Consider the following 21,575-nt stretch of genomic DNA (forward strand, 5'->3'; position numbering starts at 1 on the left):
GACACCTTCTACGTGACCCTATCCTTGCTTCGACCCCTGTTTCGGTCACGTAGACACCTCCTACGTGACCCTATCCTTAGTTAGACCCCTGTTTCGGTCACGTAGACACCTTCTACGTGACCCTATCCTTGGTTAGACCCCTGTTTCGGTCACGTAGACACCTTCTACGTGACCCTATCCTTGGTTTGACCCCTGTTTCGGTCACGTAGACACCTCCTACGTGACCCTATTCATAATTATGACTTTGTTCCGTAACGTAGATCCTTAATTAATGACTTTTCCTTCGGCTCCATTACTATTGGATAATATTTTTCCCATAAAAGATTTCATCCATCTCAATCTTTAATCGCTCCGTGATTTCAATATGTTCATCAGGTGAAAGCTTATCTTTTGTGTATCCAAACAAATAGTTATTTAAATCGAATTCACGCAGCTTGCATTTTGTGTGAAAAATATGTTCCTGATAGACATTAACGTCAATCATATCGAATAATTCGCCGACATCTTCAGGGATGTAATTCTGAATCGAGTTTATTTCATGATCAATAAAGAGCTTATGCCCTGTCTTATCCCTTGTAAAGCCGCGGACCCGGTAATCAATTGTCATCACATCTGTTTCAAATGAACGGATTAAATAATGAAGGGCCTTAAGCGGCGAAATTTCCCCGCACGTTGAAACATCAATATCTGCCCGAAATGTGCTTATTCCTTCATCAGGGTGGAATTCCGGATATGTATGAACCGTGATATGACTCTTATCTAATTGCATCACCACCGATTCCGGCAGAGGTCCCGGAGATTCCTCAAAGGATTCAGACGGCGCATTAGCAACTGGACCCTCTGATACCAATAGAGTCACGCTCGCCCCAGCTGGTTCAAAGTCCTGACTCGCCACATTTAACACATGGGCACCTATTATATCTGATACATGGGTTAAAATTTTTTTCAGCCTGTCTGCACTGTATTGTTCATCTATATACTTCAGATAGGCTTCACGTTCTTCCCTCGTTTTTGTAAAACAAATATCATACATATTAAAGCTTAACGATTTCGTCAAATTATTAAAGCCGTGTAACTCAATAGCCTGCTCGTGTGTAAGTCTCATGACAGTTCCCCCTTAAAATTAAGGTATCCTTTGCAAGTAAATATTATTAAGATACCCAGAGTTCTACCTAGTTACTAATTATTTAAAAAAGTTTCCCTTTCTTAATTATAATTATTATTATTTAATATTTACTTTTAAATAATATATGATATAATTAATTTAGATAAGAAATTAGGAGGAATGCTAAAATGACCGTTGAACAAGTAATCAACCAACAAATTGCAAACTGGAATATACTATATACTAAATTACATCGTTTTCACTGGTATGTGAAAGGTCCTCACTTCTTTACCTTACATGCCAAATTCGAAGAATTATATGAGGAAGCAGCAGCGACAATTGATGAGTTTGCTGAGCAATTATTAACCATTGGCGGCAGTCCCATTTCTACCCTTAAAGAATATCTTCAACTTGCAACCATTGAAGAAACCAGTGAAACATTAACTGCTGAAGAAATGGTTCAGACAATCGTCCATGACTTTTCCTTAATCATTGATGAATTAAAAGCTGGGATGGAAGTTGCTGAACAAAACAATGACGAGGTAACCAGTGATATGTTTTTAGGCCTAATCGGCAAACTCAATAAACATAACTGGATGTTACAATCTTTCCTACAGGCTTAATTGAAAATAAACGTTAAATCTAGGACAAGCTGATTGCTTGTCCTTTTTTTCATGCGATTGAGTTTAATTTTTCCAAAATTGAATGTCTTTGCTATTATTAAATCAAATATAGATCAAATAAATTATGGGAAGTGAAACCCCTAATGAAGTTGTTAACACCTATCTTGACGGTCATTTTCTCTTTGTCTACACTATTAACTGCTTGTGATTCTGAACAGCTGCATCCAAGTAATAATGTACAGCAAAAGCAAAATGGCCTACAGCCTAAGGAAATAAACCAATCCTATTTAAAAAAGCTTGATAATATTAAGGATTTGGCTCAAAAAGGAATGGTGAAGGATTGTCCATTTAATGCGCTTGATCGCACAATCGAACAAGTTAACTCTGAATGGGGTGAACCCGACAAGGTTGATCAGGCAGGTTCTGGCACCTATGCCACCTATGACAATAAAAACATCGTTTTAGGCTATAACAAGGCAGGAGAAATTTTCGACGTTCGTTCCTATGATGCTGACCTCAAAGAAATTACTGACAAGATGGTGGTCAGATCATTCGGGCAGCCTAAGGAAATACGAGACAATAATAATGAAAATATTTATGTTTATGAATTGAAGCAGGAAATTCAGCTTAAGTTGATTTTTCCGAAAAGTAGTAATGTGATTGATCATATTTCTGTTTTTAACCCAAAAAGATCTACCATCACAGCATCAAATAACGAATACATCCTTGATATAAAAGGAAACTCCAATCAGTTATCAGAATCAGCTTGGGCTTCGATGCAAAAGTGGCGGAAAGATATCGTCCTCTTTGCTAAAAACCAAGAGGGTGTTTATATTAATGGCCCTGATAAAAAACGGGTGGCCCTAACGTTTGATGATGGACCTGATGAAGTAATCACACCAGCAATCATTGAGATTTTGGCAAACCACCATGTAAAAGGAAACTTCTTTTTTATTGGCAGTAAGGTTAATAAGCATCCTGAAGTTGTAAGGGATGCCTTTAAAAATGGAAACTTAGTCTTAAGCCATAGCTTTAATCATGTGGAATTAACCAAATTAGGCAAAAACGCTACTAGACTCGAAATTGATCAAGCTGGGAAAGCAATTAAATCAGTTATTGGCAAGGAGCCGGCTATCCTTCGTACACCATATGGAGATACAAATGTACAGGTGGAAGAGGTTGCAAAACAAGAGGGCTATTCCATTGTCCTCTGGTCCATTGATACCCTGGATTGGTCCCAAATGGATTCAAAAAATATCATTCGCAATGTGATCGATAATCTTCGAAACGGTGACATTATCTTAATGCACTCCGATTCCGATAAGAGTGAGACCAAAAAAGCCTTACCACAGCTAATAGAAGAATTGCAAAAAAGAAATGTTGAAATTGTCGATTTAGAAACAATGTTAGATGTGAAGGCCTATCAATAATTAACCATATATGAGAATATGGGATCGCTGATTGAACATAGGAATTCGCTGATAAAATTGCCAAATTCGCTGATTGAACTTATTAAAGGCAAGAAAATTCCATAATCACGCTTTACTAACGTTATTTCATAGCGAAATATTTATTAAAAGGAAAAAGAAGCTAAAAAAATAGCTGCTTTTTACATTTTAAGATTATTTCACTTGATATTCTCGCAATAATTCTACTTCTTCGTCTGTTAATTCCCGATATTCACCTAACTCCAGTGTCTCATCCAACGGCAAGGGGCCCATCGAAATCCGTTGGAGATAAACCACTCTTTTACCAACAGCTTCAAACATTCTTTTCACTTGATGAAATTTGCCTTCCGTGATGGTTAGTTCGATGTCAGAACGGATACCGGATTTTATTATTTTCAACTCACCAGGTTTTGTTTCGTAGCCATCATCCAAGGTTACACCATTAGCAAAGGCAACTACATCTTCTTCGGTCACTTCACCATCGATTACTGCAAAATACGTTTTCGGAACATGCTTTTTCGGTGAAAGTAATCGATGTGCCAACTGACCATCATTGGTGATCAGCAGTAAACCTTCTGTATCCTTATCCAATCTTCCAACGGGAAACGGCTCATAAACCTGGTCCTCGAGTTCTAATAAATCGATAACCGTTTCGGTAGAGCTATCTTCTGTAGCCGATAAGACTCCTTGAGGCTTGTTCATCATTAGATAGATAAATTCTTTGTATTCAATAACCTCACCATTTAAAGTCACGGTTTGTTTAGACGTATCCACATGCTGTTTTGCATCCTTGACTACTACATCATCCACTTTGACCGCACTACTTTTTAGAAGCTGTTTCACTTCTTTTCGACTGCCATAGCCAAGATTAGCTAGCATTTTATCAATTCTCAACTGTCCCATCTCCTTTTTAAGAAGATTTTTAAAATCTTAACCTTAGTTTTTGCTTGATTCGATCGACCCTGTCACCAAATAAACGGTTCACTAGTCCTGATTTCAGGCCTAAGTAAAAATAGATGACGGCGCCCACTCCGGCACTTATCACGATAAGCAAGACGGATTGACCCTTTGATGCAGGAGAAAGGAATAGTAATAGTAATTTATAAACAATTTCTGTTCCTGCCCACATCAATCCTGCGAAGATGATAATCAATAAACTCCTCCGCCATACCAGTCGGAAACGATAGCCGGAGAATATCTTAATCACAATTAAATTAATGACAATCGCTGCCGTATAACCAAGCGCGGTGGCGAGAACGGCCCCTCTTGTTTCAAACATTTTAATTAATGGAATGTTTAGAGCAAATTTTATTAATAAACCCACAAGCAAGCTTAAGATGGTAAAGCGCTGTTCGTTAATTCCCTGCAATATGGCTGCTGTTACAGAATAGAGGGAAAAAAGAATCGCAACAGGTGCATAGGCGCCTAATACTTGTGTCCCAAGATTATCATGCTCATAAAAAGCCGTGTAAACCGGTTCGGCCAATAACGAAAGCCCGATAGCAGCCGGTAATGTTAAATAGAGCAAAACTTGAAAGGTTTGGTTTAATTGCCGGTTCATGTTTTTCTGATCATTCTCTACAAATGCCTTTGTAATACTCGGTATGAGTGTTAAGGAAAAGGCCGTTGCAAGTGATACAGGAATGATGACAATTTTATGTGACTCGAAATTTAATATACCAAAGGCCGCATCAGCCACCTGCTTGGCATTGCCCATTGCGGACATCGCCCGGTTAAAGGTAATTTGATCGATAAATTGAAATAACGGATTGGCAATCCCGACAAAAACGAAGGGCGCTGCGTATAAAAGAATTTCTTTATAGATTTCCTTTAAAGAAATATGGCTGGTCCCTTTATCATGTTCAAGTAGCTCGTCCAAATAGGGTTTTCTTTTATACCAATACCAAAATAAAACAACTAATCCTCCGATAGCACCGACAAATGCTGCAAAGGTGGCAACGCTAACTGCCGAAACAATAGTGCCATGTAAAAATTTCAGAACAACATAGGCTCCTGCAAGTGTAAAAATAATTCGTACGATTTGTTCGACGACCTGTGAAACAGCCGAAGGTCCCATTGATTGATGTCCCTGAAAATAACCTCTGATTAAGCTCATAATTGGCACAACGATCAATGCAAAACTAACAGCCCGAATAACCGTCGTAACATTGGCCAGTTGTCCTTTACCAGGATGACTTAATTCAGCTAACATAGGTGCAGCGGAATACATCACTAAGAATGCCACAAACCCAGTCAACAACATAACCACTAGTCCCGATTTAAACAGCTTTCGGCCAACGGCATACTCTTCAAGTGCATTATATTTTGCAATGAATTTTGAAACAGCCAGCGGTACACCCGCCGTTGCAATACTAATAAAAATGGTATATGGGACATATGAAAATGAATAAAGCTGCGTCCCGTGTTTCCCAACAATTTGATAAAACGGAATAACATAAATTAATCCGATAACCTTAGATAGTATTGTTCCAAACGTTAAAATAAATGTTCCTCTTAAAAGCTTAGACTGCATAGAATCCCTTCCTACCCGAAGAAATACGTGCGCTTCTTCACAAATAATTCGACTTTTTTTGCACACTATTAGTAGTTTACAACTTCTTTCTCTCAGACGCTACTAACTTCCAAGTTAAATTTATGAAAAAAAGGGCACATTCGTTTTATTTTGATGATAAATGTTTATAATGGAGTGACGGATTAAAGTAAAGTTGGTGGAAATATGGATTATGATGTAATTGTCATCGGCGGCGGACCTTCTGGGTTAATGGCGGCCATTGCAGCTGGTGAAAAAGGCGCAAAAGTACTTTTAATTGATAAAGGAGACAAGCTCGGCAGAAAGTTAGCTATTTCCGGAGGTGGTCGCTGTAACGTGACGAATCGCCTGCCAATTGAGGAAATCATCAAGCACCTGCCGGGGAACGGTAAGTTTTTATATAGTGCCTTTTCAATCTTTAGTAATGAAGATATTATTAAGTTCTTTGAAAAATTAGGTATCGAATTAAAGGAAGAGGATCACGGGCGGATGTTCCCCGTTTCCAATAAGGCTCAATCTGTCGTTGACGCCCTATTAAATCAGTTAGAAAAGCTTCGTGTCAGGATTTTCAAAAATAGCCCTGTAGAGGACCTTTTCTATGAAAATGGAACCGTTTCTGCCGTCTTGTTGAAAGATGGTCAAAAATTATCAGCTAAATCGATCGTGATTGCCGTTGGGGGAAAATCAGTTCCACATACAGGTTCAACTGGTGATGGGTATGCTTGGGCGAAGAAAGCAGGACATACGATTACGGATCTGTTTCCAACTGAAGTCCCTGTCACCTCTAGCGAACCATTTATTAAAAATAAAGCCCTGCAAGGTTTATCACTAAGAGACATTGACTTAAGTGTTTTGAATCCGAAAGGAAAGCCAATTATCTCGCACCGCATGGATATGATTTTTACCCATTTTGGAATCAGCGGACCTGCCGTGCTGCGCTGCAGTCAGTTCGTAGTCAAAGCTATGAAAAAGTGGAATTTAAAAGAAGTAACCATGAGCCTTGATGCACTACCAGACAAAAAAGAGGAAGAAGTTTTTCAAGAAATTCTTGCGCTTGTTAAAAGTGAGCCTAAGAAAAGCATTAAAAACACGCTTAAAGGGCTAGTCCCTGAACGATATCTTCTATTTCTATTAGAACATAATGGGATTGACCCATCTGAGCAAGGCGGCACGATTTCCAATGAAAAAATTCGTAGTTTTTCAAAGAGCTGCAAGCAATTCCTGATAAAAGTAAATGGCACCTTGCCTCTTGAAAAAGCTTTTGTCACTGGCGGCGGTGTGTCTATTAAAGAAATCGAGCCACAAACGATGGGCTCGAAATTAATGAATGGTTTATATTTCTGTGGTGAAATCCTTGATGTCCATGGTTATACTGGCGGGTATAATATTACCTCTGCCCTTGTAACTGGAAGATTAGCTGGTACCAATGCAGCCCTGTCTGCAAAAAACAAAAAGGTCTGACTATTTGTCAGGCCTTGTAAATTATCATCGCGGAAAAACAATAAATCTGCTCCTCTTCTTCTTCCTCCGGCATTGCTGCCACATTATATTTAATATCGAGCAGGCTTGTTTCATCTATCCCTCTTAAAAACCGATTCATTTCCTTTTCTAAGTCCTTCTCATGTTCCCGATCAAACAATTTAACCTGTATCACTTTTCTCTCTCCCTCTCTTTTTTACTACCATTATTAACAACTTATCTGAATTTTAAAAATAAGCAGACTGAAAAATTAAGGTTATTTTAAGATTCAACTTGTAAACTCCTTTTTAGAAAGACAGTTTCACCTATAGAAAGGAGCATTAAAAATGGATAAAAAACAAAAAATCTCTTGGGGCGTTAGTTTTGGGAGTTTGGCATTAGTAGCTGGAATGGTATCATTTCTTGGTCTATCAAATGGCGATCAAGCGAGCAATCAAGCGGCACTTACTCAAGGGCAATCCTTTGATGGCGGTAACTCATCGCAATACAATCAAAATGATGATTCTAACAATAATTTTGATTCTAGTGATCAGTACTCGAATAATAATGATCAATTCAATGGAAACAGTAATCAACAGGATCAATTTTCAAATGGCGGCGGACCTGGAATGGGACATCAAGGCGGCTTTGACACGACTACAGGTGGAACCTGATGTTTACCTACCAGTTCCCCTCCATGAGTACTATTGTGAAAATCTCTATTAATCATGAGTTATTTGCCAACGATATGATGCCTATCTACAAGCTATTTGAATTGATTGAGGATACATGCAGCCGTTTCCGCTCCGATAGTGAACTATCACGAATAAATCAACAAGTTGAAAAAGAAGTCATCGTTAGCAGTGAGATGATTTCAATCATATCAGACGCTCTTCGATTTTTTGAAGAAACGGAAGGTATTTTTAATCCTGGCATTCTATCGACGCTTGAAAACCACGGCTATTCAAAATCGATTGAAATGATAAAGGGGAAAGAGTTAGCAGTAACTCCCCCTTCATCAATGGCTGCGATAAGTTCGCAACCTTTTATACTAAATGAAAGTAAACGGTCCGTAACCCTATTATCAAAAATCGATCTTGGGGGAATGGCCAAGGGCTGGGTGATTGATCGTGCCGCACTGCTTTTAGATAGGTTGGGCTATGGCTTTATCAACGTGGGTGGTGATATCCGCATTTTCGGCACGTTGCCACGACCATTAAATATTGGGATAGAGAGTCCATTTGCCGAAACAACGATGATTTCTTCGATTCAGGTTCAAAAAGGTGCGCTGGCGACGTCCACAACCATGAAAAGGACATGGCGGATGAATGGGGAGTGGACGCATCATTTGATTGATACTCGAACAGGAAAACCTAGTAAAAGTAAGATTGTATCGGCAACAGTGACAGCCCCTACTGCTTTGGAAGCTGACGTTTGGGCAAAAACGGTTCTTTTACTTGGTAAACAGGCTGGTCAAGAGTGGATAAATAGTAAAGGTGTCCAGGCTGTGTTAATTACTAATGACGGAGATATTTGGAGAGGAGGAGAGTAACTTGGAAATGTTTGAATGGTATATGATCCGTGCTTCAGGTTTGGTAGCTTACCTTTTACTTTACTTGTCTGTCATCATTGGACTGTACTCTCAAGTTCAGAAAAAGCGAAAACAAAAGGTCACTACTTCCCTATTTTTGCATGAATCACTGTCTAATTGGGCCCTTTATCTTGTCCTTGGCCACGTAGGATTTTTACTAATCGATTCATATATCTCGTTACAATGGTTAGAGATACTCATACCGTTTAATACGGACTATAAGCCCTTGCCAATGGCGCTGGGCGCACTATCCCTTTATTTCTTAATTATGACGATCGTTACATCCAAAGCACGAAAAAAAATCGGCTATCAAAAATGGCGAAAATTACACGCATTGAATCCGGTCCTATATATATTCGTTACGATACATGGTTTATTGATTGGTACAGATATTCAAGGTGCCGTACTTGCTGCAGTCAATATCCTGCCGCTTATCCTTTTAGGAGGTATGTTGATGAGAGATAAACCTAAGCTTGAGGTCTCTCACTAACCCAGAAAGCGCAAGCGCTGCTTATTTACACAAAAAAACCGATTCCATGGTGGAATCGGTTATTCTGTATATTCTGTTTCTCCAGTCCATGCGAGCATGCCGCCAACCATATTGCGAACCTTATATCCTTGGTCCTTTAGATAATGGCAGACATTTCCACTGCGGGCACTTGAGCGGCAAATAAAAATATATTCCTTATCCTTGTCAAAATAGTCGAGATTAGCAGGAATGTCACCCATTCGAATATGCTTAGCTCCTGGTACCATCCCGAATACTACTTCTTCATCTTCCCTAACGTCCACAAGCTCAAGTTTCTCCCCTGCCTCAAGCTTCTTTTCTAATTCTTCTGGTGTAATCGTTTGAATTTCTTCCATCTAGTCCATCCCCTTCAGGAAAACAGCCCCAAGAGAGGGGCCGTTCTTTTAATTTGCTACAATATTAACAAGCTTTCCTGGAACAGTAATTACCTTGCGAATTGTTTTTCCTTCAATTTGTTCCTTTATATGCGCATCTTCCATCGCGATGCCTTCAAGTGACTCTTTGCTTGCATCTGTTGGTACCATAAGTTTTGTCTTTACTTTACCATTTACCTGGATGACAATTTCAACTTCTTCATCCACTAGTTTTGCCTCATCATAGGCAGGCCATGCTTCGTAAGTTATCGTTTCACTGTGTCCCAACTTTTCCCAAAGCTCCTCAGCGATATGCGGGCAAACAGGTGCAAGCAATTTAACGAATCCTTCAATATACTCTTTTGGAAGTACAGTTGCCTTATAGGCTTCATTAATGAATACCATCATTTGTGAAATGGCCGTGTTAAACCTCAAACCTTCATAATCCTCAGTCACTTTTTTCACGGTTTGATGATACACTTTTTCCAAACTAGAGGTTTCTTCATTGGCTTGAATCTTTGGATTTAATTCTCCATTTTCCTCAACCATTAAACGCCAGATCCGATCTAAGAAGCGGCGGGAACCATCCAATCCATTGGTCGACCAAGCAATCGATGCATCAAGCGGTCCCATGAACATTTCATACAAGCGAAGGGTATCAGCACCGTGGCTGCCAACGATATCATCAGGGTTTACTACATTCCCTTTTGATTTACTCATTTTTTCATTTCCTTCGCCTAAAATCATTCCTTGGTTAAATAGCTTTTGGAATGGTTCTTTGGTAGGAACCACACCGATATCATACAAGAATTTGTGCCAGAAACGCGCATAAAGTAAATGTAATACGGCATGTTCGGCACCGCCAATGTAGATATCAACAGGAAGCCAATGATTTAACTTTTCCTGTGAAGCAAGTGCTTGATCATTTTTCGGATCAATATAACGTAAATAATACCAGCAGCTGCCCGCCCATTGCGGCATCGTATTTGTTTCACGGCGACCCTTTTTACCTGTTTCCGGATCCACAACATTCACGAAATCAGAAATAACTGCAAGTGGTGATTCTCCTGTCCCTGAAGGACGAATTTCAGTGGTTTTTGGTAACATCAGTGGAAGCTGGTCTTCCGGAACTGCTGTCATTGAACCATCTTCCCAATGGATAATCGGAATGGGTTCACCCCAATAACGTTGACGGCTGAACAGCCAATCTCTTAGGCGGAAGGTTACTTTCTTCGTTCCTATCCCTTTTTCTTCTAACCAAGCAATCATTTTTTGAATGCCTTCTGTTTTATCCAAGCCATTTAAAAATTCAGAGTTAATATGTTTACCATCGCCTGTGTAGGCTTCTTTGTCAATATCTCCACCTGCGACAACTGCTTTAATAGGAAGGTTAAATTCTTTTGCGAATTCATAGTCACGCTCATCATGTGCAGGAACTGCCATAATCGCACCAGTTCCATAGCTTACTAACACATAATCAGCAATCCAAATTGGCATTTTCTCCCCATTGGCAGGATTGATGGCATAGGCGCCAGTAAATACTCCTGTTTTCTCTTTGGCAAGATCCGTACGTTCCAAATCGCTTTTCGTCTTAACTTTGTCTAAATAGGCATCAACCGCAGCACGCTGTTCAGCTGTTGTTATTTTTTCAACAAATGAATGTTCAGGTGCAAGCACGGCATACGTAGCACCAAATAAAGTATCAGGGCGAGTAGTGAAGACAGTGAATGTTTCCTCGTGTCCTTCGATTGAGAAGGTAACTTCCGCACCTTCTGAACGGCCGATCCAGTTGCGCTGCATTTCCTTCAAGCTTTCAGGCCAATCAAGTTCTTCAAGGTCTTCCAGTAAACGGTCACCGTAAGCGGTGATTCTTAACATCCACTGCTTCATCGGACGACGTTCAACTGGGTGCCCGCCGCGTTCACTTTTGCCATCAATGACCTCTTCATTTGCTAGTACCGTTCCAAGTGCAGGGCACCAGTTTACCGCTACTTCATCAATGTAAGCTAGACCTTTTTCAAAAAGTTTTAAGAAAATCCATTGGGTCCATTTGTAGTATTCAGGGTCAGTCGTATTGACTTCACGATCCCAATCATACGAGAATCCTAATGATTTAATTTGCCGGCGGAATGTATTGATATTCTGTTCTGTAAATTCCGCTGGATCGTTACCCGTATCCAATGCGTATTGTTCCGCTGGTAGGCCGAACGCATCCCAGCCCATTGGATGAAGAACATTGTATCCCTGCATCCGCTTTAAGCGGGAAAGAATGTCGGTTGCTGTGTAGCCTTCAGGGTGTCCAACGTGTAGACCTGCCCCTGACGGATATGGAAACATATCTAAAGCGTAAAATTTTCTTTTATCAAATTCTTCGCTTGTTTTAAATGTTTTTTCTTCTTCCCATTTCTTTTGCCACTTTTGTTCGATTTGATTATGGTCGAAACTCATAATGCTCTTCCTCCTAAAAAAAAATAAAAAACCCCTCATCCCAAAAAGGGACGAGAGGATTGTATGTATCTTCCCGCGGTACCACCCACATTAGTGCTGACTGCACTCGCTTCATTCATCCTTAACGCGGAAAACGGCAAGCCTTACTATTCCTTCACGCTTGCAACTCAAAGGCGAGTTCATGATGTACCCGGTTGACTTCCACCAGCCGTCAACTCTCTATTTGCGGGTATGAACCATTACTACTCCTGATCACTGTCTTTTCAATATTAATATAAAGTATTACGGTTATTGTATTAAATTTTCAGTAAGTATGCAACCCAAACAATCGCCTAGATTCATGATAGACAAAATATCCACCTTTTAAACAAAAAAAGTGAGAGCATATGAACCCCCACTGTCCTCTCCACACGGACAAATCCTATATTTGTCCATGGATGGTGCCTGACACCATTTTCGTTTTTAGACTTCGATCATATAGTAATGTTGTTACAATTGCGATTAGGAATAACAAAATTAAAACTATGAATAGTGCTGACATGTTATACATGTCAACGATCATTCCTCCCATTAAGGGCCCTACCATTCTTCCACCTGTTGCTGTACTGTTGACGATTCCTTGGTAGAAACCTTCACGGCCCTTTGGAGCTAAGTCAAAGGCGACTGTAGGCACAGCCGGCCAGATGAACATTTCACCGATTGTTAGGATGATCATCCCGACAAGAAATCCTGAGAATACCGTTGCCTTCCCTGCGACTAAAAATGAAACAATAAAAATACCAATGCCAATAATCATTTGTAGTTTGAGTGAGGCGGTTAGATGTTTCAACACACAATTTAAAAGCGGTTGGCCAACGACAATGAGGGCTCCGTTTATCGACCATAATAAGCTATATTGCGTTAAAGAGATATGGATTTCCTGTGTATACGACGCAATCGTCGTTGGCCATTGTACATAAGCCACCCAGCACAGCAAATAACCTGTGCACAGTATCAATAAGGCATACAGATTTTTTCTATTCGTAACGGTTGGAACATTTATATCGATCGTTCCTTGTTTTCCTGAATCCACTAAGATTCCCTTATAGCCAAATACCGCTATGAGTAAAAAGAGGACGTACATGACTGTATTTGCAAGGAAGATTAGTTGAAAGGAATGAGCTGCAACAATCCCTCCAAGAGATGCACCCAAGGCTACTCCAAGGTTTTGGGCAACATAAATGGCGTTAAATGCTTTACGCCCGCCTTCTTTCCAAACAGACCCTGCCATGGCATACATTGATGGAAAAATAATTCCCGTACCAAATCCAATAATGATTTGGAAAACAGTATATGCTAGCCAGCCATGCCAGAACGTTAAGCCCACAAGGGCTGCAAGCGTAATACTTATTCCTAAAATAATAGATTTGTAGCCGCCAATTTTATCGAATAGGCTGCCGCCATAAAGGTTTCCGATCACACTAGCGGCGGAATTTAACATTAAAACAATTCCAGCTACTGATAAGGACTTCCCTAAATGGTCGTGTATATAGATTGTATTTAAAGGCCATAAAAATGAAGAGCCTGTTACATTAACGATCATTCCAATTATTAAGAGCCATAAGGCACGTGGCATAAAAAAACGCCCCTTCACATTTCACTTTTCAATTTCCAAAGATTTATTCTATTCCTTTTTCAAGTGGGGTGCAATTCTTTTTCTTTTCCAGTATAGGCGGGCTATGATCTGTCGTATTAAAATAGGAAATTCGTGAAACTTTTAAATAATTCTGTGGATTCTAGAGGTGATTCCGCCAACTTTTCCAGTTATTCCGCCAAATCCCCGTTTATTCCGCCAAACCCTATAATTCTCCCGCAACAATCCTAGTACCATATACACAACAAAAACACTGTCTCAAAAAAAAACTGGTCACATTGACCAAGTCGATGTCAGCAAAACTTTTAAATTTGTACTGGAGAGATTTCCTATCTTTTTTTACATTTAAGCTATCTGAATAAAACTCAATAACAAATTTATATCGCTCTTTAGGTCCAATTTCTTCGCTTGTTGTCCAGGAAATGGTCTCTTTTTCATGGTCAATTATGTATTCGATTTCATATGCCTAATCCATACCTTATTTAAACCATGATATGAATGGTCAAACTGTGACGCACATCACAAATAAAACAACACTTGTTACCAAATTATGAACGAGGTTTTCCTTCTATTTTCAAGGTGCTTTTGTTGAAAAATTAGTATTTCAAGTGATTTTTAACACTTTTTAGTGATTTTCCAGTATATTATTCGCGAAAAAAAAGGAGCCCTCAATGAAAAAAATGAGGGTTCCTTCTTTATTTTTAGGAGGACTGGTCCTTTTCTTGGTGAAATTTGGATTTCACCGGCTGCCCGCCTGTTTTTTCATAGTTTTTCTTTGCTTGTTTTACAAGATCGAAATCTTGTCCGAGTTCCAGATCTTGATTATTAATTCCATTCCGTGTTTTCTGTTCAGGGTTTTGTTGCTTGGAACGCTTTTTCAAAGGTTTTCCCCCTCTAGAATCATTGTGTTCTGAAGCTGCTGAAGCTGGAGTCTCATTCTATGGAGTTGGTCCCTTTGCTGCGAATTAGCACTTTGGGCCATTTTTGCAATGTCCAGATAAGTATCTTCAAGCTGTTGCAGTGCCTTTGTGTAATCATCATCATTATAGTGCTCTTGAAGGCTGCTTTGTTTGTACTGTTCCTCGGCATAGCGAATTGCATCCTCAACCTGCTGCATTAAGTTGTCCATTGAGTCGCGAGTAGCCATCTTTAGAACCCCCTTCTGTAATAACTCAATCCCCGTTGAATCTCTAGAAGCAAAATGCTTCATTTCTTATTGTGTTCTCCATTCCTTTTCCTATAACATAAACAGTTGGATAAATTTTACCAACCATGTCCGTTAATAATTACATTTGGATAAGCTTGTCATATCATGATAAAATTGATGTTATGTCTTTTACTTTTTAAAAAGGAGGTTTTCTGATTGATTCAGACTAGACCTTTTCCATATGCTTCTGATGATAAACGTTACCATACATGGAATTACCACCTTCGTGGGCAATTTGGTCATAAGGTGTTTAAGGTTGCACTCGACGGGGGATTTGACTGCCCGAACCGTGACGGCACGGTGGCACACGGGGGCTGCACATTTTGTAGTGCGTCCGGATCAGGTGATTTTGCTGGAAATCGCGTGGAGACCTTGGAAACACAATTTAACGAAATAAAAGAAAAAATGCACACGAAATGGAAAGATGGCAAATATATGGCCTACTTTCAGGCATTTACAAATACCCATGCACCTGTAGATGTTCTCCGCGAAAAATACGAATCAGTTCTAAATCAGGAAGGCGTAGTGGGTTTATCAATCGCCACTCGTCCTGATTGTCTGCCCGATGATGTGGTCGAGTATTTAGCAGAATTAAACCAACGCACCTATTTATGGGTTGAATTAGGGCTTCAAACGGTTCATGAGCGGACTGCCTCACTTATTAATCGTGCCCATGACTTTCAGTGCTATAAAGACGGCGTTACTAAGCTAAGGAAACATGGCATTCGCATCTGCTCTCACATCATTAATGGCCTGCCGCTTGAATCATATGACATGATGATGGAAACAGCGCATGAAGTTGCCAAGTTAGACGTGCAAGGAATAAAGATTCATTTGCTTCATTTGTTAAAAGGAACGCCCATGGTCAAGCAATATGAAAAAGGAATGCTTGAGTTTCTATCCCAAGAAGACTATGTAAACTTAGTATGTGACCAATTAGAAATTTTACCACCAGAAATGATTGTTCACCGAATCACAGGAGACGGACCAATTGATTTAATGGTTGGACCCATGTGGAGTGTAAACAAGTGGGAAGTCTTAAATGCGATTGATGCTAAACTGAAAGAAAGGAACAGTTGGCAGGGTAAATTTTATCAGGGGAACTTAGTGTAGTAACAATGAACATAGATAAGATTCTTCCGTTTGCGAAAAGTCTACTCATTAAAGCGGTTAAACCTGGGGATGTCGTTATTGATGCGACAGTAGGAAATGGCTATGATACTGTTTTCTTAGCAGAGCTTGTTGGTGAATCAGGGCAAGTATTTGGATTTGATATTCAGAATGAAGCCATTGTTGCTAGCAAGGCACGTCTGAAACAGAAATGCATGTTAGAGCGAGTCACGATTTTTCAATCAGGTCATGAAAACCTATCCCAATTGATTCCCGACATCCATTATGGTAAGATTTCAGGTGCGATTTTTAACTTAGGTTATCTTCCAGGCAGTGATAAAGCAATTGTAACCCGTCCTGAAACAACGATTGCTGCCATTCAACAACTATTGGAGATCATGGCACCAGAAGGAATCATCGTGCTTGTTATTTATCATGGTCACAAAGGCGGTGCCGAGGAGCGGGATTCTCTGCTTGCCTTTTGCCAGCAAATGGACCAGAAAAAGGCACATGTGCTCCAATACCAATTTATTAATCAACAAAATCATCCAGCATTTATTATAGCGATTGAAAAAATATAGCAAACCAGGCTCGCGCCTGGTTTATTTTGTGATTAACCTTGTGACAAATGCCGGGACTGATTTTTGCACAGAACGGTAGGCAAGACCATTGAAATAAAAGAAATAACTAATCCAGCCGCCCGATTTAATAATGCCTTTTGCCAGTTTACGGACGTTTTTCTGTTTGCGGACCTTGGCATCTGATAAATAAATTCCTAACAGACCGCGATTAATCAGGCGATGGAAGTTCTTGTGCGGAAGGTATTCCGTGTGCCGGTCAGCTTCAACCACAAAATGCTTCAATCGCTGAAAAAGTTTTTCCTCACTTTGATAATAGGAACAAAAATTCAAGTCCCCTCCCGCGATGTCCTCCTCTTGATCAATAAAATAATCCAATAGAATATGTAAGCCCTGAATATATGGAAAGTACCCCTTCCTGATATTTTCTGCATCACGAAGCTGAAAATCATCACGAAGCGCATAGGATATGAGGCAAAAAATGCCTAAGGTAGAACCGGAACATGCCGAGAATTCATACCATTCCATTTCAGGCAGCTGGTATTGGTTGTTTTGAAACCATTTTTCAAGACGAGGGACTCTCTCCTCTTGAGTTACATGCTTGTGAATTTGTAAATCACAATAGTATTGGCAAAGCTCAAGCAAGTAATCTTTGATTCCATCATAATTATTTACTTCCCTAAGGACAGAACGACAGGTTTCCGATAAATCATACAAATAATTATCATCATCCTGATCCGTGCGGAGCCGGTAATAGTTTTTCTTGCCAGCCTGTAGAACAAATGCATCTGACATCGATTCATGGAGTGCTGCAAAATCCTCAGGATCAAGGGAAGTACTTCTGTCACAAAGATTATCTAGATAATCACTGATGGTTTGATAGGCAACGATAAATTTTATGGCTTTTTTATAGTCCTCTTTAGCAGTTAGTGCGAGGATGGCTCCACCTTCACAATGGAATGTTTTATGCTCAATGCTTGCGAGAGCTTGGGTTCTTAGCTCTGCATTCGGAATGTTTTCAGCACGGCTTTTCCAATAAGCCAATTCTTTGTGCACTGCTGGAAGTATTTTGCGATATACCCTAGACATAAGGGTGATTGGCATCATTGAAACCGACAACCTTTCTAAACAATATAACCTATTGCTTTTAATTGACTTAAAACAAAATCCTTTGCATACTCAAATACCTCTTCCCGCTCTGGTTCATTAAAGATTTCATGGTAACATTTCGGCCATTCCTTAAATCTTTTTTCAGATAATGGAACATGATTGAACCATTCTTTTACGGTGCCTTTATTTACAATTTTGTCATCTCCACCTTGCATGACAAGCATGGGAATATCCTGTATTTTTTCAAGGTCTTGAAATGCCTCTTTTATCGCCCCTACCAGTTCCCGATACCATCTGATCGATACCTTGGTAATATAGAGAGTATCATTTGAATCGGCTTCCCTTACTTCTTCGTTTCTTGTCGCCATTTGAACCGTCAATCCGGAATTCATCCGAAGTGAAGGGAAAACCACATTCAGACCATGCGATAGAATATCTAAAAATTTGGAAGGAGTATGAACTAACCCTAAACATGGGGAAGAAAGAATGACTCCAGCAACATTCAATCTTTCTTCCTGTAAGAGACGGATTGAGATCAAGCCGCCCATACTGTGACCAAGTAAAAAGACTGGTAAATCATAACGATAAGCAGCCTGTATCCAATCTTTCACCTCGAAAATATATTCATCAAAGGAATTAATATGGCCGCGGTTTGCTCTTGTTGTCATCCCTTGCCCCGGAAGATCTGCCATAATGATATGGAATCCAGCCGAACGCCACATTTCAATCAGCCAGCCATAACGGCGATGATGTTCCATAGCGCCATGGACGATCACGATTACAGCCTTCGCTTCTCCTTCTGCTTCCCACTTCCACATAGTTTTCCCCCCTGGAATTAGTTATTACCTATTGTTGGAAAAATTTCAAACTATCTTTAGTCCTTTTTTAATAAAAAAGAAAAATTTTTTGTGAATCACTTCATACTTCCGATAAAATAGAATCATCATGCAAAAGGAGCGAGAATAATGATTTATCCATTTAAAGGGAAGTATCCCCGCATAGCTGATACTGCTTATATTGCCGACTATGTGACGATTACCGGTGATGTTGAGATTGGCGATGAATCAAGTGTTTGGTTTAACACCGTTATCAGAGGGGACGTAGCCCCAACCATTATTGGTAAGAAAGTAAATATACAAGATAATTCTATCTTACACCAAAGCCCCAATAACCCGCTAATTTTAGAAGATGAAGTAACGATTGGTCATCAGGTTATTCTACACAGTTGTATCATTCGAAAAAAAGCGTTAATAGGAATGGGTTCCATCATTCTTGATAATGCTGAAATCGGCGAGGGTGCTTTTATTGGAGCCGGCAGTCTGGTTCCGCAAGGGAAAAAAATCCCCCCTAATACCTTAGCATTTGGCAGACCGGCAAAAGTTATTAGAGAATTAACACCAGAAGACATAAAAGATATGGTAAGAATCTCTACAGAATATGCAGAAAAGGGACAATATTATAAGTCGATCCAATCATAATTCTTAAAAAATAGGCTGTGTTAAAGGTCATTGTTGATTTTATTGCCAAGTTGGTTGGAGCGGAAGGTGCGAAGACTCCTGCGGGAGGACGGGGCAGGGGAGACCCCGCAGGCGCTTAGCGCCGAGGAGGCTCCCCGAACCGCCCGCGGAAAGCGAAGCACCTGGAGCGGAAATCAACTTGGCAATTGTAATAGAGAAAAAGCAAAAGCACCCAAGAAATTTGGGTGCTTTTACGATTAATTTTTCGATGTTTGCAGGGCCTTTTCTAGTGCGTAATCACGTTGAAAGGAATAGACATCTTCAACATATACTTGATGCCATACCATGAACATCAGCACAGTCCAAATCTTCCTGCTGTTATCGGCTTTACCTTGGCAATGGTCTTCAAGCAATTGAAGCACATATGATTTATTGATCAAATGATCCGTGTTGCTTTCGCGGATGATCTTCTTCGCCCATTCGTTCATTTCATCCTTTAACCAATGACGGATTGGTACAGGGAACCCCAGTTTCTTCCGATCAAGTACATGGGCAGGTACAACACCTTCGGCTGCTTTACGTAAGATATACTTCGTCGTTCCATGCACTGTTTTCAGGCTGGTCGGAATTTTTGATGCCACTTCGAAGACCGCTTTATCAAGGAATGGCACACGAAGTTCTAAGGAATGAGCCATCGTCATTTTATCGGCCTTCAGCAAAATATCGCCGCGCATCCATGTATGGATATCAATATACTGCATCCGGTCCACAGGATCATAACCACGCGATTCAGCGTAAAGCGGCTTCGTTATATCAGTGTAATCTAATCCCTCACGATAGACATTTAGTAGTTCGCGCTTTTCTTCTTCGGTAAACATTTTCGCATTACCAATGTAACGTTCTTCCATTGGAGTAACACCGCGTTCGATAAAGCTTTTTCCTCTCATTCCCTCAGGCATCATACCCGCGATCCCTTTTAAAAGCACTTTTCCTGCTTTCGGAATTTTATTAAACACCTCTAATGATTGCGGCTCGTGATAAATATTGTAGCCGCCAAATAATTCATCCGCACCTTCACCTGAAAGAACAACGGTTACGTGTTTTCTCGCTTCACGGGCAACAAAATAAAGCGGGACACAAGCAGGGTCTGCCAGCGGATCATCCATATGCCACATGATTTTTGGAATTTCATTCATATATTCCTGCGGTGAAATCACATAGCTGATATTTTCGACACCAAGCTTTTCAGCTGTCTCTTTTGCGACATCAATTTCACTGAATCCATTATGCTCAAAACCTACCGAAAAGGTTTTAATCGCAGGGTGATATTCTTTTGCAATCGATGCAATAATCGAAGAATCAATCCCGCCAGAAAGGAATGAGCCTACTGGAACATCACTGCGCATGTGCATTTTTACAGAATCGAACAGGACATCTTTAATTTCCTTGATAAAATCAGGTTCTGATTTGTGAACTGGTTTAAAGTGTGCTTTCCAATATCTTTTGATTTCCATTGGTGAGCCAATCTTTTTGGTAAAAAAATGACCTGGCTCTAATTTCTTAATACCATCAGACATGGTGGTTGGTTCAGGAACAAATTGGTAGGTCAAATAATGCTGCAAGGAATCATAGTTAAGAACATCATTTTCGAGCCCCAATAGAATACTCTTTTTCTCAGAGGCAAAAAATGTTCTTTCACCATCTTCAAAATAAAAAAACGGTTTAATCCCGAACGGATCACGCGCCCCATAAAGAGTTTGTTCTTGTTTATCCCAGATGACAAAGGAGAACATTCCACGTAGTTTTTCGACGGCTTTTTCCTTCAAATGGCTGTAGAGTGCAATAATAACTTCGGTATCGGAGCTAGTTGAAAAGGTTAATCCTTCGCTCAATAGTTCCTCGCGCAGTTCTACATAGTTATAAACTTCACCATTAAAGATAATCCAGTAGCGTTCATTTTCATACGTAAGCGGTTGATGACCACTCTCAATATCAATGATACTTAAACGGCGGAACCCAAATTGGATATGATCATCATAATAAAAACCATCATCATCCGGCCCGCGATGAGTTATAATATCGTTCATATTTTTAAATTGTTGTTTTTGCTCATCACTATAGTTTTGTGTTTTGTCGTGTACACAACCGATAAAACCACACATTATGTACTTCACCTCATTCTAAATATCCTTTAAAAGGACGTATTGCTCCAAAGCGCAAACGCCTTGCGCTGGAGCTAGACAGAAAAACATACTCTCTAATACTACCACTTTTTTTATAAAATTTGCACTGTGAACAATAGGCAAATTTAATATCATCATTTTTCACTTCTTTAGACCTGCTTAAACACTTCATTTTTTCAATTATTTGTTAC

Annotated in this window: 21 protein-coding genes and 1 other annotated feature; of the genes, 9 read left to right on the forward strand and 12 right to left on the reverse strand. The window is 39.9% G+C overall.

Going from position 1 to position 21,575, the window contains the following annotated elements; translation table 11 throughout:
• Positions 1–295: 295 nt before the first annotated feature.
• The gene (speD, locus tag J7E77_RS29975) at positions 296–1,105 is read right to left on the reverse strand and encodes an adenosylmethionine decarboxylase (protein ID WP_214719246.1); all 810 of its coding nucleotides are present in this window, start codon (positions 1,103–1,105) and stop codon (positions 296–298) included.
• Between the two features lie 188 nt (positions 1,106–1,293).
• Between speD and J7E77_RS29980 the strand changes: the two genes are divergently transcribed.
• Together J7E77_RS29980 and J7E77_RS29985 are read left to right on the forward strand one after the other, a co-directional pair.
• Positions 1,294–1,728, forward strand: coding sequence for a Dps family protein (locus tag J7E77_RS29980; protein ID WP_214719247.1), 435 nt, complete (start codon positions 1,294–1,296; stop codon positions 1,726–1,728).
• A gap of 143 nt (positions 1,729–1,871) precedes the next feature.
• Positions 1,872–3,158: a DUF4309 domain-containing protein gene (locus tag J7E77_RS29985; RefSeq protein ID WP_214719250.1), complete on the forward strand. Its 1,287-nt coding sequence runs from the start codon at positions 1,872–1,874 to the stop codon at positions 3,156–3,158.
• Between the two features lie 192 nt (positions 3,159–3,350).
• Here the strand turns inward: J7E77_RS29985 and J7E77_RS29990 are convergent, their stop codons facing one another.
• Together J7E77_RS29990 and J7E77_RS29995 are read right to left on the reverse strand one after the other, a co-directional pair.
• The gene (locus J7E77_RS29990) at positions 3,351–4,079 is read right to left on the reverse strand and encodes a 16S rRNA pseudouridine(516) synthase (RefSeq protein ID WP_214719252.1); all 729 of its coding nucleotides are present in this window, start codon (positions 4,077–4,079) and stop codon (positions 3,351–3,353) included.
• 19 nt (positions 4,080–4,098) lie between these two features.
• Positions 4,099–5,709 (reverse strand): putative polysaccharide biosynthesis protein, encoded by a 1,611-nt coding sequence (locus J7E77_RS29995; RefSeq protein ID WP_214719254.1) that lies wholly within the window; start codon positions 5,707–5,709, stop codon positions 4,099–4,101.
• A 204-nt stretch (positions 5,710–5,913) separates the two neighbouring features.
• Between J7E77_RS29995 and J7E77_RS30000 the strand changes: the two genes are divergently transcribed.
• Positions 5,914–7,188: a BaiN/RdsA family NAD(P)/FAD-dependent oxidoreductase gene (locus tag J7E77_RS30000; RefSeq protein WP_214719256.1), complete on the forward strand. Its 1,275-nt coding sequence runs from the start codon at positions 5,914–5,916 to the stop codon at positions 7,186–7,188.
• A gap of 7 nt (positions 7,189–7,195) precedes the next feature.
• Here the strand turns inward: J7E77_RS30000 and J7E77_RS30005 are convergent, their stop codons facing one another.
• A complete protein-coding gene (locus J7E77_RS30005) occupies positions 7,196–7,381 on the reverse strand; it encodes a sporulation protein Cse60 (protein WP_168245378.1) in 186 nt (61 codons plus the stop codon).
• A gap of 151 nt (positions 7,382–7,532) precedes the next feature.
• On the opposite strand from J7E77_RS30005, the gene J7E77_RS30010 reads away from it, so the two are divergent.
• The 3 genes from J7E77_RS30010 to J7E77_RS30020 are packed head-to-tail and all read left to right on the forward strand — an operon-like array spanning position 7,533 to position 9,266.
• Complete coding sequence (locus J7E77_RS30010) at positions 7,533–7,859, forward strand: hypothetical protein (protein ID WP_214719257.1); 327 nt, start codon at positions 7,533–7,535, stop codon at positions 7,857–7,859.
• Positions 7,859–8,737: an FAD:protein FMN transferase gene (locus J7E77_RS30015; protein WP_214719258.1), complete on the forward strand. Its 879-nt coding sequence runs from the start codon at positions 7,859–7,861 to the stop codon at positions 8,735–8,737. Before J7E77_RS30010 ends, J7E77_RS30015 begins: the two co-directional genes overlap by 1 nt.
• A gap of 7 nt (positions 8,738–8,744) precedes the next feature.
• Positions 8,745–9,266, forward strand: a complete 522-nt coding sequence (locus J7E77_RS30020) for a ferric reductase-like transmembrane domain-containing protein (RefSeq protein WP_251028239.1) — start codon at positions 8,745–8,747, stop codon at positions 9,264–9,266.
• Positions 9,267–9,325: 59 nt separating this feature from the next.
• Here the strand turns inward: J7E77_RS30020 and J7E77_RS30025 are convergent, their stop codons facing one another.
• From J7E77_RS30025 to J7E77_RS30045, 5 genes are all read right to left on the reverse strand, one after another.
• The gene (locus J7E77_RS30025; protein ID WP_214719260.1) at positions 9,326–9,640 is read right to left on the reverse strand and encodes a rhodanese-like domain-containing protein; all 315 of its coding nucleotides are present in this window, start codon (positions 9,638–9,640) and stop codon (positions 9,326–9,328) included.
• 48 nt (positions 9,641–9,688) lie between these two features.
• Complete coding sequence (leuS, locus tag J7E77_RS30030) at positions 9,689–12,106, reverse strand: leucine--tRNA ligase (protein WP_214719261.1); 2,418 nt, start codon at positions 12,104–12,106, stop codon at positions 9,689–9,691.
• Positions 12,107–12,149: 43 nt separating this feature from the next.
• Positions 12,150–12,371 (reverse strand) — a binding site (T-box leader).
• Positions 12,372–12,527: 156 nt separating this feature from the next.
• Complete coding sequence (locus tag J7E77_RS30035) at positions 12,528–13,721, reverse strand: MDR family MFS transporter (RefSeq protein ID WP_214719263.1); 1,194 nt, start codon at positions 13,719–13,721, stop codon at positions 12,528–12,530.
• A gap of 719 nt (positions 13,722–14,440) precedes the next feature.
• Entirely contained in the window at positions 14,441–14,620 is a 180-nt protein-coding gene (locus J7E77_RS30040; protein WP_088089318.1) for a glycogen biosynthesis protein GlgD, read from the reverse strand.
• Positions 14,617–14,886, reverse strand: coding sequence for a YtzC family protein (locus J7E77_RS30045; RefSeq protein ID WP_088089319.1), 270 nt, complete (start codon positions 14,884–14,886; stop codon positions 14,617–14,619). Before J7E77_RS30045 ends, J7E77_RS30040 begins: the two co-directional genes overlap by 4 nt.
• A 216-nt stretch (positions 14,887–15,102) precedes the next feature.
• On the opposite strand from J7E77_RS30045, the gene mnmL reads away from it, so the two are divergent.
• The gene (gene mnmL / locus J7E77_RS30050) at positions 15,103–16,059 is read left to right on the forward strand and encodes a tRNA modification radical SAM protein MnmL/YtqA (RefSeq protein WP_214719265.1); all 957 of its coding nucleotides are present in this window, start codon (positions 15,103–15,105) and stop codon (positions 16,057–16,059) included.
• Positions 16,060–16,064: 5 nt separating this feature from the next.
• Positions 16,065–16,637 (forward strand): tRNA 5-(aminomethyl)-2-thiouridylate-methyltransferase MnmM, encoded by a 573-nt coding sequence (mnmM, locus tag J7E77_RS30055; RefSeq protein WP_214719268.1) that lies wholly within the window; start codon positions 16,065–16,067, stop codon positions 16,635–16,637.
• 21 nt (positions 16,638–16,658) lie between these two features.
• On the opposite strand, the gene J7E77_RS30060 is transcribed toward mnmM, so the two are convergent.
• Both J7E77_RS30060 and J7E77_RS30065 read right to left on the reverse strand, forming a co-directional pair.
• The gene (locus tag J7E77_RS30060) at positions 16,659–17,741 is read right to left on the reverse strand and encodes a tetraprenyl-beta-curcumene synthase family protein (RefSeq protein WP_214719270.1); all 1,083 of its coding nucleotides are present in this window, start codon (positions 17,739–17,741) and stop codon (positions 16,659–16,661) included.
• Between the two features lie 17 nt (positions 17,742–17,758).
• Entirely contained in the window at positions 17,759–18,562 is an 804-nt protein-coding gene (locus tag J7E77_RS30065; protein WP_214719272.1) for an alpha/beta hydrolase, read from the reverse strand.
• Between the two features lie 147 nt (positions 18,563–18,709).
• Here J7E77_RS30065 and J7E77_RS30070 point away from each other — a divergent pair, with 147 nt between their 5' ends.
• Positions 18,710–19,222: a gamma carbonic anhydrase gene (locus tag J7E77_RS30070; protein WP_214719273.1), complete on the forward strand. Its 513-nt coding sequence runs from the start codon at positions 18,710–18,712 to the stop codon at positions 19,220–19,222.
• Positions 19,223–19,458: 236 nt separating this feature from the next.
• Here the strand turns inward: J7E77_RS30070 and asnB are convergent, their stop codons facing one another.
• Positions 19,459–21,363 (reverse strand): asparagine synthase (glutamine-hydrolyzing), encoded by a 1,905-nt coding sequence (gene asnB, locus J7E77_RS30075; RefSeq protein WP_214719274.1) that lies wholly within the window; start codon positions 21,361–21,363, stop codon positions 19,459–19,461.
• Between the last annotated feature and the right edge of the window lie 212 nt (positions 21,364–21,575).

It is taken from the genome of Bacillus sp. ISL-77, from assembly GCF_018613105.1.

Coding starts and splice junctions, on each gene's coding strand:
- leuS (WP_214719261.1), bottom strand. CDS start 12,106: ATGAGTTTCGACCATAATCAAATCGAACAAAAGTGGCAAAAGAAATGG.
- J7E77_RS30035 (WP_214719263.1), bottom strand. CDS start 13,721: ATGCCACGTGCCTTATGGCTCTTAATAATTGGAATGATCGTTAATGTA.
- J7E77_RS30020 (WP_251028239.1), top strand. CDS start 8,745: ATGTTTGAATGGTATATGATCCGTGCTTCAGGTTTGGTAGCTTACCTT.
- J7E77_RS30065 (WP_214719272.1), bottom strand. CDS start 18,562: ATGTGGAAGTGGGAAGCAGAAGGAGAAGCGAAGGCTGTAATCGTGATC.
- J7E77_RS30070 (WP_214719273.1), top strand. CDS start 18,710: ATGATTTATCCATTTAAAGGGAAGTATCCCCGCATAGCTGATACTGCT.
- mnmM (WP_214719268.1), top strand. CDS start 16,065: ATGAACATAGATAAGATTCTTCCGTTTGCGAAAAGTCTACTCATTAAA.
- J7E77_RS30010 (WP_214719257.1), top strand. CDS start 7,533: ATGGATAAAAAACAAAAAATCTCTTGGGGCGTTAGTTTTGGGAGTTTG.
- J7E77_RS29980 (WP_214719247.1), top strand. CDS start 1,294: ATGACCGTTGAACAAGTAATCAACCAACAAATTGCAAACTGGAATATA.
- J7E77_RS29990 (WP_214719252.1), bottom strand. CDS start 4,079: ATGGGACAGTTGAGAATTGATAAAATGCTAGCTAATCTTGGCTATGGC.
- J7E77_RS30060 (WP_214719270.1), bottom strand. CDS start 17,741: ATGATGCCAATCACCCTTATGTCTAGGGTATATCGCAAAATACTTCCA.
- J7E77_RS30000 (WP_214719256.1), top strand. CDS start 5,914: ATGGATTATGATGTAATTGTCATCGGCGGCGGACCTTCTGGGTTAATG.
- speD (WP_214719246.1), bottom strand. CDS start 1,105: ATGAGACTTACACACGAGCAGGCTATTGAGTTACACGGCTTTAATAAT.
- J7E77_RS30015 (WP_214719258.1), top strand. CDS start 7,859: ATGTTTACCTACCAGTTCCCCTCCATGAGTACTATTGTGAAAATCTCT.
- J7E77_RS29995 (WP_214719254.1), bottom strand. CDS start 5,709: ATGCAGTCTAAGCTTTTAAGAGGAACATTTATTTTAACGTTTGGAACA.
- J7E77_RS29985 (WP_214719250.1), top strand. CDS start 1,872: ATGAAGTTGTTAACACCTATCTTGACGGTCATTTTCTCTTTGTCTACA.
- J7E77_RS30045 (WP_088089319.1), bottom strand. CDS start 14,886: ATGGCTACTCGCGACTCAATGGACAACTTAATGCAGCAGGTTGAGGAT.
- asnB (WP_214719274.1), bottom strand. CDS start 21,363: ATGTGTGGTTTTATCGGTTGTGTACACGACAAAACACAAAACTATAGT.
- J7E77_RS30025 (WP_214719260.1), bottom strand. CDS start 9,640: ATGGAAGAAATTCAAACGATTACACCAGAAGAATTAGAAAAGAAGCTT.